This window comes from Streptomyces poriticola, from assembly GCF_036689765.1.
Classification (GTDB): Bacteria; Actinomycetota; Actinomycetes; order Streptomycetales; family Streptomycetaceae; genus Streptomyces; species Streptomyces poriticola.
Genome location: NZ_JBAGKH010000003.1, coordinates 67,753 through 84,153, shown reverse-complemented (window position 1 = coordinate 84,153; position 16,401 = coordinate 67,753). Strand labels below are relative to the sequence as shown.

At 74.1% G+C, this 16,401-nt stretch carries 13 protein-coding genes; 9 read left to right on the top strand and 4 right to left on the bottom strand.

Annotated elements, in window-relative coordinates; all coding sequences use genetic code 11:
* The first annotated feature begins 64 nt into the window (after positions 1-64).
* Positions 65-586: a hypothetical protein gene (locus V5O46_RS05455; RefSeq protein WP_332883678.1), complete on the top strand. Its 522-nt coding sequence runs from the start codon at positions 65-67 to the stop codon at positions 584-586.
* A 130-nt stretch (positions 587-716) separates the two neighbouring features.
* Here V5O46_RS05455 and V5O46_RS05450 read toward each other — a convergent pair whose 3' ends face one another.
* Positions 717-2,156 (bottom strand): type III PLP-dependent enzyme domain-containing protein, encoded by a 1,440-nt coding sequence (locus V5O46_RS05450; protein WP_332883281.1) that lies wholly within the window; start codon positions 2,154-2,156, stop codon positions 717-719.
* Between the two features lie 161 nt (positions 2,157-2,317).
* Between V5O46_RS05450 and hutU the strand changes: the two genes are divergently transcribed.
* The 4 genes from hutU to hutI are packed head-to-tail and all read left to right on the top strand — an operon-like array spanning position 2,318 to position 7,753.
* Positions 2,318-3,982, top strand: coding sequence for a urocanate hydratase (hutU, locus tag V5O46_RS05445; protein ID WP_332883280.1), 1,665 nt, complete (start codon positions 2,318-2,320; stop codon positions 3,980-3,982).
* Positions 3,979-5,202 (top strand): allantoate amidohydrolase, encoded by a 1,224-nt coding sequence (locus V5O46_RS05440; RefSeq protein ID WP_332883279.1) that lies wholly within the window; start codon positions 3,979-3,981, stop codon positions 5,200-5,202. Before hutU ends, V5O46_RS05440 begins: the two co-directional genes overlap by 4 nt.
* Positions 5,193-6,542, top strand: coding sequence for a formimidoylglutamate deiminase (locus V5O46_RS05435; protein ID WP_408648930.1), 1,350 nt, complete (start codon positions 5,193-5,195; stop codon positions 6,540-6,542). Before V5O46_RS05440 ends, V5O46_RS05435 begins: the two co-directional genes overlap by 10 nt.
* Positions 6,543-6,577: 35 nt before the next feature.
* Positions 6,578-7,753: an imidazolonepropionase gene (gene hutI, locus V5O46_RS05430; protein ID WP_332883277.1), complete on the top strand. Its 1,176-nt coding sequence runs from the start codon at positions 6,578-6,580 to the stop codon at positions 7,751-7,753.
* Positions 7,754-7,874: 121 nt separating this feature from the next.
* Here the strand turns inward: hutI and V5O46_RS05425 are convergent, their stop codons facing one another.
* Both V5O46_RS05425 and V5O46_RS05420 read right to left on the bottom strand, forming a co-directional pair.
* Complete coding sequence (locus V5O46_RS05425) at positions 7,875-9,458, bottom strand: RICIN domain-containing protein (RefSeq protein ID WP_332883276.1); 1,584 nt, start codon at positions 9,456-9,458, stop codon at positions 7,875-7,877.
* Positions 9,459-9,804: 346 nt separating this feature from the next.
* Complete coding sequence (locus V5O46_RS05420) at positions 9,805-10,728, bottom strand: RNA polymerase sigma factor SigF (protein ID WP_332883275.1); 924 nt, start codon at positions 10,726-10,728, stop codon at positions 9,805-9,807.
* Positions 10,729-10,965: 237 nt separating this feature from the next.
* Here V5O46_RS05420 and V5O46_RS05415 point away from each other — a divergent pair, with 237 nt between their 5' ends.
* The 4 genes from V5O46_RS05415 to V5O46_RS05400 all read left to right on the top strand — a co-directional run bounded on the left by V5O46_RS05415 (position 10,966) and on the right by V5O46_RS05400 (position 14,705).
* Entirely contained in the window at positions 10,966-11,343 is a 378-nt protein-coding gene (locus V5O46_RS05415) for an STAS domain-containing protein (protein WP_332883274.1), read from the top strand.
* 246 nt (positions 11,344-11,589) lie between these two features.
* Positions 11,590-12,165, top strand: coding sequence for an ATP-binding protein (locus tag V5O46_RS05410; protein WP_332883273.1), 576 nt, complete (start codon positions 11,590-11,592; stop codon positions 12,163-12,165).
* A gap of 159 nt (positions 12,166-12,324) precedes the next feature.
* Entirely contained in the window at positions 12,325-13,044 is a 720-nt protein-coding gene (locus V5O46_RS05405; protein ID WP_332883272.1) for an LPXTG cell wall anchor domain-containing protein, read from the top strand.
* Between the two features lie 686 nt (positions 13,045-13,730).
* The gene (locus V5O46_RS05400; RefSeq protein ID WP_408648929.1) at positions 13,731-14,705 is read left to right on the top strand and encodes a hypothetical protein; all 975 of its coding nucleotides are present in this window, start codon (positions 13,731-13,733) and stop codon (positions 14,703-14,705) included.
* A 91-nt stretch (positions 14,706-14,796) separates the two neighbouring features.
* On the opposite strand, the gene V5O46_RS05395 is transcribed toward V5O46_RS05400, so the two are convergent.
* Positions 14,797-16,293: an MFS transporter gene (locus tag V5O46_RS05395; RefSeq protein WP_332883271.1), complete on the bottom strand. Its 1,497-nt coding sequence runs from the start codon at positions 16,291-16,293 to the stop codon at positions 14,797-14,799.
* Positions 16,294-16,401 lie beyond the last annotated feature (108 nt).

The window sequence follows — 16,401 nt, the reverse complement described above, 5'->3', positions numbered from 1 at the left end:
CGACGGACGCGGAGGACACGGACTGGCTCGGGTCGCCGTCGTCGTACGGGCGGGGGCGGCGCCGATGTGGTGGCTGGGCGTGCTCGCGGCGGGCGCCGGCGCGCTGGTGCCGGGGCTGACCGGGCGCCGGATCGGGGTGCTGGCCGGGGCCGCCCTGTTCCTGGTCGCGGCGGCCGTCGTCGCGTATGTGCGCCGCGGCCGGTACATCGCGCTGGCCGGCACCGCCGCCCGCGCGGGCAGGCACGATGTGCTGCAGGACCGGGCGGTGACCATGCGCAACTGGCGGCGCGGCCACCGCTGGTGGCTGCTGCTCGGCTTCCTCGCCGCGCTCGGCAGCGCCTTCGCGGTGCCGGCCGCCGGGGGCATGCTGCTGGCCGGCTGCGGTACCGGTCTCCGGCTCAAGTCCGCCTGGCTGGGCCGCCGCGAGGACGCCGAGGACGCCCTGCTGTGGGTGCGCGTCGACTGGCTCGCCCGCAACTCCGGCCGCCCGGCCGGCAAGGCGGTCAAGGCCTACCGCAGCACCGGCATCGCCGCGGGCGACGCGGCCCCGGGCGGAGCACGCCGGAAGGCGGCGGCGCTGGTCTGACCGGGGCCGGGCGAAGACGGCGGGGCCGGGCCGGGTCTGACCGGGGCCGGGCACCGCGCCGCCTCTCCGGCGGCGCCTGCCCCGGGCTCTACGGCGCCTGCCCCGGGCTCTACGGCGTGAGACCCGAGCCCTACGGCGTGAGGCCGGACGTGAGTGCCCCGGCGTGCGCCCCGCCCGCCTCGGCCACGATCTCCCCGACCGACTGCGCCTCCCGTACGACGGCGAAGGCGACGGCCCCGGACGGGTCGGCGGAGAACCCGTACACCCCCGGCCGCGCCAGCGAGTTGTACGCGTAGTGGTGCGCGAAGTAGTAGGCGCCCGTGTCCAGCGCCGCCGCGTAGTCCCCCTGCTCCAGCAGCGGCAGTGCCCGCCCCGTCGCCAGCAGGTCCCCCGCGAAGCAGGCGGGTCCGGCCACGTCCTGCACCACGTCCGGGCCGACCTTCGGCAGCCCCTTGGCGTCGTAGGCAGCGATCCGCAGCGGCCATGCGTCCGGCGCGTACACCGTCCGCGTCGCCACCTGCACGCCCGCGTGGGTGACCGCGACCGGCCGGCCGCCCGCGCGCTTGGCGTACTCCACACGCGCCACCACCGTCCCGTGCTTGGCCAGCAGTGACCGGCCGAACTCGGTGACCAGCCCGTACCGCCCCTCGAACAACCCCGGCACCGCCTCGCGCAGCACGCGCACGTACTCGGCGAACGTGGGGGTGGTCGCGTCCGAGGCGAAGTTCACCGGCAGGCCGCCGCCGATGTCGAGGGTGTCGACCTGGCGGCGCCCGGCCCGCGCGTTGATCTCCTCGGCGAGCGCGTACGTCTCCCGGACTCCCTGGGCCATCAGCGGCAGCGGTATGCCCTGGGAGCCGGTGTGGGCGTGCAGCCGGGTCAGCCACGGCCGGTCCAGATACGCCCGCACCACCCACTCCCGGGCCCCCTCGTCGCGCAGCGCCACCCCGAACTTCGAGGTCTCGGTCGCCGTGGACAGCGCCTCGATGGAGCCCCCGCCGATCTGCGGGTTCACCCGGAGGCCGAGCGGTGAGCGGCTGGGGGCGGAGTGCACCAGGGCGTCGAGGCGGTCCAGCTCCTGCGGGTTGTCCGCGTTGACGGCGATGCCCAGTGCCAGCGCCTCGCGCAGCTCGGCCGGGGTCTTCGCGGGGGAGTCCAGCACCGTCCGCTCCGGTGGCACCCCGGCCGCCCGTGCCAGCGCCAGCTCGCCGGGGCTGGCGACCTCCGTGCCGATGCCCTCGGAGTGCAGCAGCCGCACCACCGGCACCAGCGGGGTCGCCTTCACCGCGAAGGCGTGCAGCACCTCGGTCCCGGGTGCCACCGCCGCCTCGAACGCCGCCCGCAGCTCGGCCGCCGATTCCCTGATACCGGCGACGTCCAGCAGCCCCACCACCGCGGCGTCGGGCCCGAGCAGCCCCTGTTCCACCGCGGCCTGTACGGCCCGGTCCCGGCGCGCGGCCCGCGCTGCCTCCGTACCGGCCCGGCCGTCCCGGCCTCCCCGGCCGGCCGTCCCGCCGGTGTCCGCGCCGTCGCCCGTCCCGGTGCCGTCGCCGCCGTCGCCGTCGCTCATGTACTCCACCGTCCCGTCGATGTCCGTGCCCGTACATCCAGCCAAACACCCGCGACGCGCCGGTGCCGACCCGGCACCGTATTGACTAGGTCTATTCACAAGGTCAGGATGTGAATATCCAGCGCAACATCCGCCGGGAGCGAGCCACCAGGAGGCACCCCATGTCAGGACCCCGGACCGTCCGAGCACCGCGCGGTACAGAGCCGAGCGCACGGGGATGGCAGCAGGAGGCCGCCCTGCGGATGCTGCAGAACAACCTGGACCCCGAGGTCGCCGAGCACCCCGACAAGCTCGTCGTCTACGGCGGCACCGGCAAGGCCGCCCGCGACTGGCGCTCGTACGACGCCATGGTCCGCACCCTGCGGACGCTCAAGCAGGACGAGACCATGCTGGTGCAGTCCGGCCGCCCGGTCGGCGTGATGCAGACCCACGAGTGGGCACCGCGCGTCCTCATCGCCAACTCCAACCTCGTCGGCGACTGGGCCACCTGGGAGGAGTTCCGCCGCCTGGAGGCGCTCGGCCTGACCATGTACGGGCAGATGACGGCCGGCTCCTGGATCTACATCGGCACCCAGGGCATCCTCCAGGGCACCTACGAGACCTTCGCCGCCGTCGCCGCCAAGAGGTTCGGCGGCTCCCTCGCCGGCACCATCACCCTCACCGCCGGGCTCGGCGGCATGGGCGGTGCCCAGCCGCTCGCCGTGACCATGAACGACGGTGTCGCGATCTGCATCGACTGCGACCCGCGCGCCATCGAGCGCCGGATCGAGCACCGCTACCTCGACGTGAAGGCCGACTCCCCCGACCACGCCCTGCAGCTCGCCGTCGAGGCCCGGGACCAGCGCCGGGCCCTCTCCGTCGGTGTCCTCGGCAACGCCGCCGAGCTGCTGCCGCAGCTGCTCGCCATGGGCGCGCCCGTCGACATCGTCACCGACCAGACCTCGGCCCACGACCCGCTGGCCTACCTGCCCACCGGGATCGCCTTCGAGGACATGGCCGACGCCGCCGCCAAGGACCCGGCCGGCTTCACCACCCGCGCCCGCGAGTCCATGGCCCGGCACGTCGAGGCCATGGTCGGCTTCCAGGACGCCGGCGCCGAGGTCTTCGACTACGGCAACTCGATCCGCGGCGAGGCCCAGCTCGCCGGATACGACCGGGCCTTCGCCTTCCCCGGCTTCGTCCCCGCCTACATCCGCCCGCTGTTCTGCGAGGGCAAGGGCCCCTTCCGCTGGGCCGCCCTGTCCGGCGAACCCGCGGACATCGCCAAGACCGACAGGGCGATCCTCGACCTGTTCCCGGAGAACGAGTCCCTGGCCCGCTGGATCCGCATGGCCGGCGAGCGGGTCCACTTCCAGGGCCTGCCCGCCCGCATCTGCTGGCTCGGCTACGGCGAGCGCGACAAGGCCGGCGAGCGGTTCAACGACATGGTCGCGGGCGGCGAGCTGGCCGCCCCGGTCGTCATCGGCCGCGACCACCTCGACTGCGGCTCCGTCGCCTCCCCCTACCGCGAGACCGAGGCCATGCTCGACGGCTCCGACGCCATCGCCGACTGGCCGCTGCTCAACGCCATGGTCAACGTGGCCTCCGGCGCCTCCTGGGTCTCCCTCCACCACGGCGGCGGCGTCGGCATGGGCCGCTCGATCCACGCCGGGCAGGTCACGGTCGCCGACGGCACCGCGCTCGCCGGGGAGAAGATCCGCCGCGTGCTCACCAACGACCCCGGCATGGGCGTGATCCGGCACGTCGACGCCGGGTACGACATCGCGGACACCGTCGCCCGGGAGCGGGACGTACGGGTGCCGATGCGCGAGGGTGACGACCGTTGAGCTTCCACAGCATGTGGGCGGAGCTGCTGCCGATCGGCCGCAGCTCCGCCACCGGCGGCTACCGGCGCTTCGCCTGGACCGAGGCCGACGCCGACTGCCGTGCCTGGTTCGCCCAGCAGGCCCGCTCCCGCGGACTCGCCCACGAGACCGACCGCAACGGCAACCAGTGGGCCTGGCTCGGCGACCCGGCCGACGGCGACGCCGTCGTCACCGGCTCCCACCTGGACTCAGTCCCCGACGGCGGCGCCTTCGACGGCCCTCTGGGGGTGGTGTCCGCCTTCGCCGCCCTGGACGAACTGCGCGCCAGGGGAGCCCGGTTCACCCGGCCCCTCGGCATCGTCAACTTCGGTGACGAGGAGGGTGCCCGCTTCGGCCTCGCCTGCGTCGGCTCCCGGCTCACCGCCGGTGCCCTCACCGTCGAGCAGGCCCACCGCCTCACCGACGGCGACGGGATCACCCTGCCGCAGGCCATGGAGGTGGCCGGCCACGACCCCGCCGCCATCGGCCCCGACCCGGAGCGGCTCGCCCGCATCGGCGCCTTCGTCGAACTCCACGTCGAACAGGGCCGCGCCCTGGACCTGTCCGGCGACCGGATCGGCATCGCCAGCGCCATCTGGCCGCACGGACGCTGGCGGTTCGACTTCCGCGGCGAGGCCAACCACGCCGGCACCACCCGCCTCGCCGACCGGCACGACCCCATGCTCGGCTATGCCGAGACCGTCCTCGCCGCCCGCCGCGAGGCCGAACGCGCCGGCGCCGTCGCCACCTTCGGCAAGATCGCCGTCGAGCCGAACGGCGTCAACGCCATCCCGTCCCTGGTCCGCGGCTGGCTGGACTCCCGCGCCCCCCGCCAGGAGTCCCTCGACGCCGTGGTCGACGGCGTCGAGAAGGCCGCCCGCGCCCACGCCGAGGCACACGGCGTAGCGCTCGACGTCGAACGCGAGTCCTTCACTCCCGTCGTCGAGTTCGACCACGCCCTGCGCGACGAACTGGCCCGCATCCTCGGCCACGACACCGAACCCGCCCTCCGGGTCCCCGTCCTCGGCACCGGCGCCGGACACGACGCCGGAATCCTCTCCGGACGCATCCCGACCGCCATGCTGTTCGTGCGCAATCCCACCGGTGTCTCGCACTCCCCGGCCGAGTTCGCCGCCGAGGACGACTGCGTGGCCGGCGTGACCGCACTCGCCGACGTACTGGAAGGACTGGCCTGCCCGTGACCGCCCCACCGCGCACCTACTGGCTGGAGCACGCCTGGCTCGGCGGCCATGTCGAGCCGGGCGTCGCCGTGGACGTGGCCGACGGCCGCATCACCGCCGTCCGCACCGGCGCGGACAGCCCGCCGCCCGGCGCCGAGGTGCTGCGCGGACTGACCCTGCCCGGGCTCGCCAACGCCCACAGCCATGCCTTCCACCGCGCCCTGCGCGGCACCGTCCAGGTCGGCTCCGGGACCTTCTGGACCTGGCGCGAGGTCATGTACTCCGTCGCCGACCGGCTCACCCCGGACACCTACCACCAGCTGGCCCGCGCGGTGTACGCCGAGATGGCCCTCGCCGGCATCACCGCCGTCGGTGAGTTCCACTACCTCCACCACGCGCCCGGCGGCGTCCGCTACGCCGACCCCAACGTCATGGGGGAGGCCCTGATCGAGGCCGCCGCCGAGGCCGGCATCCGCATCACCCTGCTGGACACCTGCTACCTCTCCGCGGGTTTCGGACAGCCCCCCAGCACCCACCAGCTGCGCTTCTCCGACGGGACGGCGGAGGCCTGGGCGGAACGCTCTGCAGCTCTCGAGGAACGGGATCACGCGCGGATCGGGGCGGCCGTGCACTCCGTACGGGCCGTGCCCGCCGACGGGCTGGCGACTGTGGTGCGCTGGGCCGAGGAGCGCCGGGCACCGCTCCACGTCCACCTGTCCGAACAGACCGCCGAGAACGACGCCTGCCAGGAAGCCCACGGCCGCACCCCGGCCCGGCTCCTCGCCGACCACGGCGTCCTCGGCCCGCGCACCACCGGCGTCCACAACACCCATCTCACCGACGCCGACATCGCGCTGATCGGCGGCAGCGGCACCGGAACCTGCATGTGCCCGACCACCGAACGCGACCTCGCCGACGGCATCGGCCCCGCCGCCGCCCTCCAGCGGGCCGGCTCACCGCTGTCCCTCGGCTCCGACAGCCACGCCGTGATCGACCTGCTGGAGGAGGCCCGCGCGATGGAGCTGAACGAGCGGCTGCGCACCCGCACCCGCGGCCACTGGACCGCCGCCGCCCTGCTGCGCGCCGCCACCGCCGACGGCCACGCCGCCCTCGGCTGGGACGGCACCGGCACCATCGAGGCCGGGGCCCGCGCCGACCTCGCCACCGTCGCCCTCGACTCGGTCAGGACCGCGGGGCCGCTGCCCCGGCTGGGCGCCGAGACCGCCGTATTCGCCGCGACCGGGGCGGACGTACGGCATACGGTCGTCGCGGGCCGGCACGTCGTACGCGACGGGGCCCACACTCTCGTACCCGATGTGCCGCAGGCGCTGGCCCGCGCCGCCGAAGCCCTGCGCGCGTGACCGCCGCCCGACCCAGCCCCCACGAGGACGACGCCATGAGCAGCAGCACCGTCATCACCAACATCGCCGCGCTGGTCACCAACGACCCCTCCCTCGGTGACGGAAGCCCTCTCGGACTGGTCCGGGACGCGGCCGTCGCCATCGACGGCGACCGCATCACGTGGACCGGTGAATCCAGCAAAGCACCCGCCACTGACAATCGCCTCGACGCCGGGGGCCGCGCCGTCCTCCCAGGGTTCGTCGACTCCCACTCCCACCTGCTCTTCGCGGGCGATCGCACCGAGGAGTTCGCCGCCCGCATGTCCGGCCGCCCCTACAGCGCCGGCGGCATCCGCACCACCGTCGCCGCCACCCGCGCCGCCACGGACGCGGAGCTGGAGGCGAACCTCACCCGCTACCTCGCCGAGGCGCTCCGCCAGGGCACGACCACCTTCGAGACCAAGTCCGGGTACGGACTGACCGCCGCCGACGAGTCCCGTGCCCTGCGCATCGCCGCCCGCCACACCGACGAGGTCACCTTCCTCGGCGCCCACATCGTCGCCCCCGAGCTGGCCGACGACCCCGCCGCCTACGTCGCCCTGGTCACCGGCGAGATGCTCGACGCCTGCGCCCCGCACGCCCGCTGGATCGACGTCTTCTGCGAGAAGGGCGCCTTCGACGGCGACCAGGCGCGCGCCGTCCTCACCGCCGGCCGGGCCAGGGGACTGCACCCCCGCATCCACGCCAACCAGCTCTCCCAAGGCCCCGGCGTCCAGCTCGCCGTCGAGCTCGACGCGGCCAGCGCCGACCACTGCACCCATCTCACCGACGCCGACGTCGACGCCCTGGCGAGCGGCTCGACCGTGGCCACCCTGCTGCCCGGCGCCGAGTTCTCCACCCGCGCCGAATGGCCCGACGCCCGACGCCTGCTCGACGCCGGCGCCACCGTCGCGCTGTCCACCGACTGCAACCCCGGCTCGTCCTTCACCTCGTCCGTGCCGTTCTGCATCGCGCTCGCGGTCCGGGACATGGGGATGACGCCCGACGAGGCGGTGTGGTCGGCCACCGCGGGCGGCGCGGCGGCCCTGCGCCGGGACGACATCGGCCGCCTCACCCCCGGCGCCTACGCCGACCTGACCCTCCTCGACGCCCCGAGCCATGTCCACCTGGCCTACCGGCCCGGCGTACCGCTGGTCTCCGGCGTGTGGCGGCGCGGCGTCCGCGTGGTCTGACCGGACAGGAGCCCGCACGGCCCGCCCGGGCGGCGCCCGCACTTCCCACCACCGGGAGCCCACCGGTCCCACCACGGGACCCGCAGCTCTCACAGCGGGCGCCCGAACCCCCCGGGAAGGCTCAGGAACCCGCCCGCCAGCGCTGCTCCGAACGCCCCGACTCCGGCACGACGACCAGGCTCTCGCCCGGCCCCGCCGTCACCGCGTGGTCCGGGGCGATGCCGGGGCGGATCACCCCGCGCGTGTCCACGGCGAACCGCAGATTCTGCCCGTTGCGTCCGAAGACCGACGAGCACTCCCAGATGCCGACACCCCGTTCCACGGCGCCGCGGCTGTCCAGGCAGTAGTCGTGGTCGGCGTACGACTGGAGCACGCCGCGGCCGGTGTCGACCCGCCAGAGCTGGGTGCGGGACGAGGTGCACGGAACCATGACCACATCGGTGCCCTTGGCGAAGTGGCCGTCGCGGACGTCCAGGCAGCGGCCGGTGGCCACGTTCACCACCTGCGCATAGGAGCCGCCCGGTGGCCGGTACGACGGGGCGGCGGGCGTCGTCGGGGGCGGCGGAGGCGCCGGGCGGGCCGGGCGCGTGGGGGCCAGGCTGGGCGTCGGGGACGGCGAAGCGGTGGCCGTGGCGGACGGAGAGGCGGTCGCCGAGGGCGAGGGGGAGGAGGGCGTCGCGGAGACCGTGGCCGTCACCGTGACCGCCGGGGGCGGCGGGCCGGACGGGTCGGTGGCCGAGCCCGCCGACCGCGCCGACGGCGAACCGCCCTGGGACAGCAGCAGGAGCAGCAGCGGCGCCAGCGCCACACCGAACGCCGCCGAGGCCAGGACGACGCGCCGGGACGGCGGCCACAGCCGGGGCACGGCCAGGGACCCCGCGGCGGGCCGGTGCGGCTCCCGGCCCGCGTAGGCGGTGCCCGCCCAGGGCAGCAGACCGTCCGCGAGCGCGGTGCGCGGGCTGTCCCGCAGGGCGCACTGCTCCTCGTACGCCGCCGTGCAGTGCGTACAGCGGGCCATGTGGGTGTGCAGGTCGGGGCTCTCCCGGGGACCGTCGGGCCGTACCGCGTCCTCGATGACCCGGCGGAAGTCCGCGCAGCGCACGCCGCCGGAGGCGGCCAGCCGGGCGCGCAGACACGCCTGCGCGAGCGCCTGGAGGGCCGGACCGGTGCCGTAGGCCACGTCCTGCGGGCCGATGCCGAGGAACGTGGCCGTGTGCTCGGCGGGCTCGCGGTCCAGGACGCCGTACCAGATCAGCCCCTGCGTCCGGGGCGGCAGCGTGCGGTACGCCGCGAGCATGGGCGGTACGGGGACGCCGGGACCCGCGGTGTTGAGCACCAGCAGCAGATTGGCGTCGAGTCCGGCGGACCGTTCGTCGGCCGCCCACTCGGCGGCGATCTCGCCGGCCAGCAGCAGGAGCTGATGCCGCCAGGGGCCGCCCCGCTCGGTGCCGCGCGCGGCATGACGGGCCGCCAGGGTGAAGGCTTGCGCGGCCAGTTGGCGTGCGGTGGAGTCGCCGGCCGTGCACAGCCGGGTGTATTCGAGCACCGTCGCGTGGTGCCGCGCGCGCAGTTCCTGGAGGGCCGGGTACGCCGCGGAGGTGTCGGCGCGCAGCAGTTCCGTCAGCCGCGCGTCGGACGCGCCGGTGTGCGTACCGTCGCCGGGCGCCGCCCTGCGGCCCTGTTCCGTCCCGTCCCCCCGAGCCATGCTCCCGCCTCCTCGCGCCCCGTGACACCCGCCGTCGCGGCCCCGGACGTACCGGCCGGTTTGGGGGTGCCCATAGTGGTGGAAGGGGGCTCACGAGAAAAGACGTGACCGCGGGTAACCCGCCGTGCCGGAGGGGCAGATGGGCTGGAGGGCGGGCCGAGGGGTTGCGGACCCGAGGGGGTGGCCCCGACGGACCCGGGGGGCCGGACGGACGGCGGCCGGACGGACGGGGGTCTGGCGGACCGGGGTCCGGACGGACCGGGGTCCGGACGGGCCGAGGGGGCGGTCCGGAGTCCGGACCGCCCCCTGGAGGACGAACGTCACAGCCGCGGGCACCCCGCCGCGGTCACTCCTCGACGGTCAGCCCCTTGCGCAGTCGTCCCAGCGTCCGCGACAGCAGCCGGGACACGTGCATCTGGGAGATCCCCAGTTCCTCGCCGATCTCCGACTGGGTCATGCCCGCGACGAAACGGAGGGAGAGGATCTTCCGGTCCCGCGGCGGCAGTTCGGCGATCAGCGGCTTCAGCGACTCGACGTACTCGATGCCCTCGAGTCCGTGGTCCTCGTAGCCGATCCGGTCGGCGAGCGCGCCCTCGGCGTCGTCCTCCTCCGGCTGGGCGTCCAGCGAGGCGGCCGTGTACGCGTTGGACGCGGCCATGCCCTCGACGACCTCGTCCTCGGTCAGTCCGAGGCGCTCGGCGAGCTCGGCCACCGTCGGCGCCCGGTCGAGCTTCTGGGCCAGCTCGTCGCCGGCCTTGGCCAGGTCGAGGCGGAGCTCCTGGAGGCGGCGCGGTACGCGCACGGACCACGAGGTGTCGCGGAAGAAACGCTTGATCTCGCCGATGATGGTCGGCATCGCGAACGTGGGGAACTCCACACCGCGGGAGAGCTCGAACCGGTCGATCGCCTTGATCAGGCCGATCGTGCCGACCTGGATGATGTCCTCCATCGGCTCGCTGCGGGAGCGGAAGCGGGAGGCGGCGAACTTGACCAGGGCGAGATTGAGCTCGACGAGGGTGTTGCGGACGTACGCGTACTCGTGGGTGCCTTCCTCCAGCGACTCCAGGCGCTCGAAGAGGGTCTTGGACAGGGCCCGGGCGTCGGCCGGGGCCACCTCGTCGTACGCGGGGATGTCCGGGAGTCCGGCGAGTGAGCCGTCGTCGGTGACGGCGTCGTGCTGCTCGATGGGATCCAGAGGTTCCGGACGGGGTGTCGACGTCGCTTCTCGGGTATGCGATCCGTCGAGCCGGGGTGACATGGTGTCCTCCATCGTTCTCGGCATACGGCTGCCGAAGCCAAAACGTGCACTGCGGTGTGCGGCGCCTCCAAAGCCGGCCGTGTCGGTTTCATGTTCTTACTAGGCCTACCGGCTCGACGACATCGATCGCAAGTGCGTTCTGTGTTGATATGTCCGTTTCTGTACGGTTGTTCGGGTGTCGAAGGGGGGCGGGAAGGCGTAGTGTTCGAGGGCGTCGGAAGCATCACGACCCCGGGAGAGAGAGACGGCATGGACCACGGGATGGTCGGCAGCGCACAGTCGGGCCGGCTTCTGGTGGAGGTGCGGGAAGAGGGCCACAGTGCCGTCGTCACGCCGGCGGGTGAGCTCGATCACCACACCGCCGATCTGCTGCGTGAGCCGCTGGAGGACTGTCTGGGCAAGGGGTTCAACCGGCTCGTCGTCGACTGCTCCCGGCTGGAGTTCTGCGACTCCACGGGGCTCAACGTCCTGCTCGGCGCGCGGCTGAAGGCAGAGGCGGCGGGCGGCGGAGTGCACCTGGTGGCGATGCAGCCGGTCGTTGCGCGCGTGTTCGAGATCACCGGGGCGGATGCGGTCTTCACCGTCCATGACACGCTTGCGGCCGCCCTGGCGAACGAGTCCGGCTGAGCGGTGTGAACGCCCCGGCGCCGACGCCCGTTGGACCTGCTGTGGGCGAATGTGTGACGGGAGTAACTGCCCCGCCTGGTGTTCCGTGGCGAATACGGGGGTGTTCTGCCGTTCGGCCCGGGCAGGAGACATGCTGAGCAGGTGGGCCGCCGACGGGAACCGGGGGTGGGCGCTCCGCTCGCACCGCGTGACCGACTGTGTACGACTTTGAAACGTGAACTGGTGAATCGGTGAGGTGAAGCGCTGATGAGCACCACCCGGTCCTACTCGCCGGGCGACCGCGGTCCGGAGCCCAGCGGCGCTTCCGGGGCGTCCGGAGAGGGCGCGCCCGCGACCGGGGAGCCCGCGGGATCCGCAGCGCTGCCGGTGCCGCCCGAGCAGGGTGGGGCCGCGCCGTCCGCACCTCCGGGCGGCCGGCAGGTCCGCAGGCTGGACCTCGACGGCGCCAGCGGCGTCGTCCCGCTGGCCCGTGACTTCACCCGGCAGGCGCTGTACGCCTGGGGCTGGCTGCCCGCCACGACGGCCGACCAGCGGGCCGCCGCCGAGGACGTACTGCTCGTGGTGTCCGAACTGGTCACCAACGCCTGTCTGCACGCCGAGGGTCCGGACGAGCTGTGGGTCACCTGCGACCGGAAGGTGATCCGGCTGGAGGTCTCCGACCGCGGCACGGGCCAGCCCGCTCCCCGCACCCCCCATCGCGCCGGCCGGCCCGGCGGTCACGGCATGTTCATAGTGCAGCGGCTGTGCCTGGACTGGGGCGTCGTGCGCACCCCGGGCGTCGCGGGCAAGACGGTGTGGGCGGAGCTGGGGGCCCCGGCCTAGAAGCCGTACGCGTCCGGCGCCGGACCGGCATCCGGCATCCGGTGCCCGGATGCGCGCCGCTCCGGGTGCGGGATTCGGACCTGCTGCGTGTCTTCCTTCCTTACGGAGCCGGGCGTACCTTGACGGCTCATCTGATACGCCGTCAGGAATGAGGGCACCGTGTCGAAGCAGAAGCGAACCGCCGCGCTCGTGTCCGTCGCGGCCCTGGCCGGCTCCGCGGTGTTGCTGACCGCCCCTGTGGCCCGGGCCGAGGTCGTCGACGTCGACTACCAGTGCAAGACGCCCATCGGCGACAAGGGGGCCGTGTCGCCCATCGACATCGAGGGCGAGCGCAGCGGCGACGGCTACCGGATCATCATGTCCTGGCAGAAGGGCGTCTCCTCCAGCCCGGTGGAGCTGGGCAAGGGGGCGATGAGGCCGAGTGCCACGGTGCGCGTGGGTGGCGCGGACAGCGGCACCGTGAAGCTGACCGGGCCGGCGAACGATGCGGCGATCCCCGCCAACACCCCGATCAAGATCAGTGACTTGAGCGGTACGTACACCCCGAGCACGTCCGGCGAGGTCACCTTCACCGCGGGGGTGCTCACCATCGAGGCCCTCGGTACGACGACCACGTGCACCCCGACCAACGAGCCGGGGCCCTCGCTGACGCTGGATGTCACCGCGGCCGAGGGCGAGGGCGGGGGCGAGGGCGAGGGAGGCGGCGGAACTCCCGGCTCCGGTGCGAAGGACCCGGGTTCCGGCGCCGAGTTGCCACAGACCGGCCCCGAGGACTCCGCCGTCGCGCTGGGCGCGCTCGGCGGCACGGTGCTGCTGGTGGGCACGGCCGGCACGCTGTGGCTGACCCGCCGCGGCCGGACCGCCCGTTCCCGCAGCTGACCCCGGAGGCGGGCGAGGTGCGGGCCAGGACACCGCGACCCGCGGCTCTGCTGTCGGCGGCACTGCTGTCTGTGGCGCCGCTGCAGGCCGCACCGCCGTCCCCGGCGACGGCCGCGTCCACGGCCGCGGCGGCGATGCCGGTGACCACGGCCGCGGCGGCGAGTACGAGGACGGCGAGCACGGTGACGGCGGGCAGGACGACGGCGAGCACGACGCCCGCGACGGTCCCGCCGCGGCCGGTCGGGGCGTCCGCCGCTTCAGGACCGACGGGAGTCGCAGGGCCCGCCGGCGCCGCGGTGCCGACGGCGGCCGGGGCCGCCGGGGCGGAGGCGGCGCCGGCTTCCGGAGAGCTCCTGGGTGCCGCGGTGCCGGTCAGCACCGTGCCCGGCGGGACGACCGTGCCGCCCTGGGCGCTGAGTGGCGGGACGACTGCGCGGGCCTGGGTGTTGTCTGCGGGGGCGGCGGAATCGGTTGGGGTCGGGTCTGCTGCGGGGGCGGGGTCGTCGGGGTCGGTCGGGTGGGCTGTTGCGTCGGGGACGGCGGGGACGTCAGGGGCGTCGGGGGCCGGTGGTGCAGGGGCGGTGGTGTCGACGGTGGTGGGGTCTGCCGGGACGGGGCGGTCGTCGGGGTCGGTCGGGTGGGCTGTTGCGGCGGGGGCGGCCGGACCCGGACGCGCCCGTGCGGCGCTGCCGGCGGGACCCGGTCAGGCCGCGGGGGCGGCGGCGCGGGCCGGCCCCGGCGTCGTCGATCCTCCCGTCGTGCGGGTGTCCCGCGCGCAGGCGGGCGCGGGCGGCTCGGTCACCGTCAGCGGCCGGGGCTGGCGGGCCCGGGCGCTGCTGACGCTGGTGATCTGCGGGCAGTCCGACCCGGTCCGGGGCGTGGCGGGGGGCAGCGACTCCTGTGCCAACGCCGACGGCCGGACGGTCACCACCGACGACGAGGGCGGTTTCCGGCGGGAGCTGCCGGTCGTCGAGCCGCCGGTGCCGTGCCCGTGCGTGGTGCACGCGGCCACCGCCACCGGGCCCCGGGCCGAGGCGGACGCGACGCTCCGGGTGGCCGGGCACGCCGTGGAGCCGCTGCCCGCGGACGGGGCCGGCGGACGGCTGTCCCTGCTCGCCGAGGCACGGCTGGAGGGCTCGGACGACCTGCTCACCTGGTTCGGTGCGGCGCCCACCCGCACCCTGGTCCTCACGGTCGGCAACGCGGGCACCTCCCCGGTGCGCGACCCGGTCTTCCGGCTGGGCACCTCGCACGGCGTCTACGCCCCGCGCTGGCAGGACCTGCCCTGGCGCGGCACCGTCCGGGCCGGCGGCACCGCGCGGATCGAACTCCCCGTGGAACTCGCGGCCGGTGCCCACGGCGACTACACGGTGTCCCTCAAGTACGGCGGCAGGGTCCTCGTCGAGCACCCGTGGGACGTGGGCCGCCCCTGGGGGCTCACGCTGTTCTGGCTGCTGACCGCCCTGGTCGTACCGACGGCGCTGTACCGCGCGGCCCTGGCGGCCGTGGACCACCTCCGCCTCCGCCGCCCCCGTACCGCAGCCGCCGACGGGCCACGGCCCGGCACCCCGGCCGCGCCGACGCCGCACCGCCGCCGGGCGGCCCGCGTACGCGCACCGCGCGCCGCCCGCCCGTCCGCCGACCCGTCGGCGCGAAGGTGAGCCCGGGGGCGGCTCGAGCCCCGCAGACGCCCGGAGGGCTGCCGCGTCCCCCTCGGACGCGGCAGCCCTCCGTGGCTTCGGAGTGCGCGGGTCAGCGCACGTTGCCCATGAGCTCCTTGACCCGCTTGCGGTACATCCAGATCGCCACACCGGCGACCACTGCGAGGGTGGCCTCGGCGGCGACGATGCCCGTCTTGTTCAGGTCGACACCGGCGATGGACAGCAGGCCGGTCGTGGCGTCACCGGCGGTGACGGCCAGGAACCAGACACCCATCATCTGCGAGGCGTACTTCACCGGCGCCATCTTCGTGGTCACCGACAGACCCACCGGGGAGAGCATCAGCTCACCGCAGGTCTGCAGGAAGTAGATCGCCACCAGCCACATCGCCGCGGCCTTGTGACCGCCCTCCGCGATGGTGAGCGGCGCCAGGAAGAGGAAGAAGGACGAGCCGACCAGGACCAGACCGAAGGAGAACTTGACGATCGTGCTCGGCTCCTTGCCCCGCCGGTTCAGCGCCAGCCAGACGAAGGCGAAGACCGGGGCCATGGCCATGATCAGGACCGGGTTGACCGACTGGTACCAGGAGACCGGGAACTCCCAGCCGAGGACGGTGTTGTCCGCGGAGGAGTCGGCGAAGATCGACAGCGTCGAGCCGCCCTGGTCGTAGATCATCCAGAACACGGCCGCGGCCACGAAGAACCAGATGTACGCCGACATCTTGGACTGCTCGGTGCGGTCCAGCTCCTTGTCGCGCTTGATCCGGGTCAGCACCAGCACCGGGATGATCACGCCGAGCAGGGTCAGCGGGACCAGGATCCAGTTCAGCGTGTATTTGCCGGAGAAGCCGACGATCGCGTAGAAGACGACCGCGAGACCGGCCCAGAACGCGGCCTTGCGCAGCGTCGAGGTCTTCTCCTCCACCGACAGCGGCTTCGGGACGACGCTGGAGTTCGGCGCCAGATGGCGGCTGCCGATCAGGAACTGGGCGATACCCAGCGCCATGCCGAGCGCGGCCAGCGCGAAGCCCAGGTGCCAGTTGACGCTCTCACCGACGGTGCCGATGATCAGCGGCGCGGCGAAGGCACCGAGGTTGATGCCCATGTAGAAGACGGTGAAGCCACCGTCGCGGCGCGGGTCGTCCGGCCCGCTGTAGAGCTGACCGACCATCGTGGAGATGTTGGCCTTCAGCAGACCCGAGCCGATCGCGACCAGGCCGAGACCGGCGTAGAACGTGCCGGAGGACGGCAGCGCCAGCGTGAGGTGGCCGAGCATGATGATGCCGCCCGCGATGGCGACGGTCTTGCGGGGACCCCACACGCGGTCGCCGAACCAGCCGCCCGGCATCGTGAGCAGGTACACCAGCGACAGGTACACCGAGTAGATCGCGGTCGCGGTGCCGGCGCTCAGGCCCAGGCCACCCGGAGCCACGAGGTACAGCGGAAGCAGGGCCCTCATGCCGTAGTAGGAGAAGCGCTCCCACATCTCGGTCATGAAGAGGGTGGCCAGACCCCGGGGGTGGCCGAAGAAGGTCTTCTCGGAACCGGGGGTGCCCGGGGTGACCGAGTCCTTCGTCAGGCTGGACGCCATGGTCGATCCTTGCTGGTCGGGACGCGCATGTAAGGCGATGCGCGCCCGGTGGGGGGGCGGCCGGCACCGGCGGGCGGCCCGTCCACCCCACGCCCACGGGGAGTCCGC

What these genes read in the sequence shown, in the direction of transcription:
- V5O46_RS05455 (WP_332883678.1), top strand. Translation starts at nt 65, where the DNA reads ATGTGGTGGCTGGGCGTGCTCGCGGCGGGCGCCGGCGCGCTGGTGCCG.
- V5O46_RS05450 (WP_332883281.1), bottom strand. Translation starts at nt 2,156, where the DNA reads ATGAGCGACGGCGACGGCGGCGACGGCACCGGGACGGGCGACGGCGCG.
- hutU (WP_332883280.1), top strand. Translation starts at nt 2,318, where the DNA reads ATGTCAGGACCCCGGACCGTCCGAGCACCGCGCGGTACAGAGCCGAGC.
- hutI (WP_332883277.1), top strand. Translation starts at nt 6,578, where the DNA reads ATGAGCAGCAGCACCGTCATCACCAACATCGCCGCGCTGGTCACCAAC.
- V5O46_RS05425 (WP_332883276.1), bottom strand. Translation starts at nt 9,458, where the DNA reads ATGGCTCGGGGGGACGGGACGGAACAGGGCCGCAGGGCGGCGCCCGGC.
- V5O46_RS05420 (WP_332883275.1), bottom strand. Translation starts at nt 10,728, where the DNA reads ATGGAGGACACCATGTCACCCCGGCTCGACGGATCGCATACCCGAGAA.
- V5O46_RS05415 (WP_332883274.1), top strand. Translation starts at nt 10,966, where the DNA reads ATGGACCACGGGATGGTCGGCAGCGCACAGTCGGGCCGGCTTCTGGTG.
- V5O46_RS05410 (WP_332883273.1), top strand. Translation starts at nt 11,590, where the DNA reads ATGAGCACCACCCGGTCCTACTCGCCGGGCGACCGCGGTCCGGAGCCC.
- V5O46_RS05395 (WP_332883271.1), bottom strand. Translation starts at nt 16,293, where the DNA reads ATGGCGTCCAGCCTGACGAAGGACTCGGTCACCCCGGGCACCCCCGGT.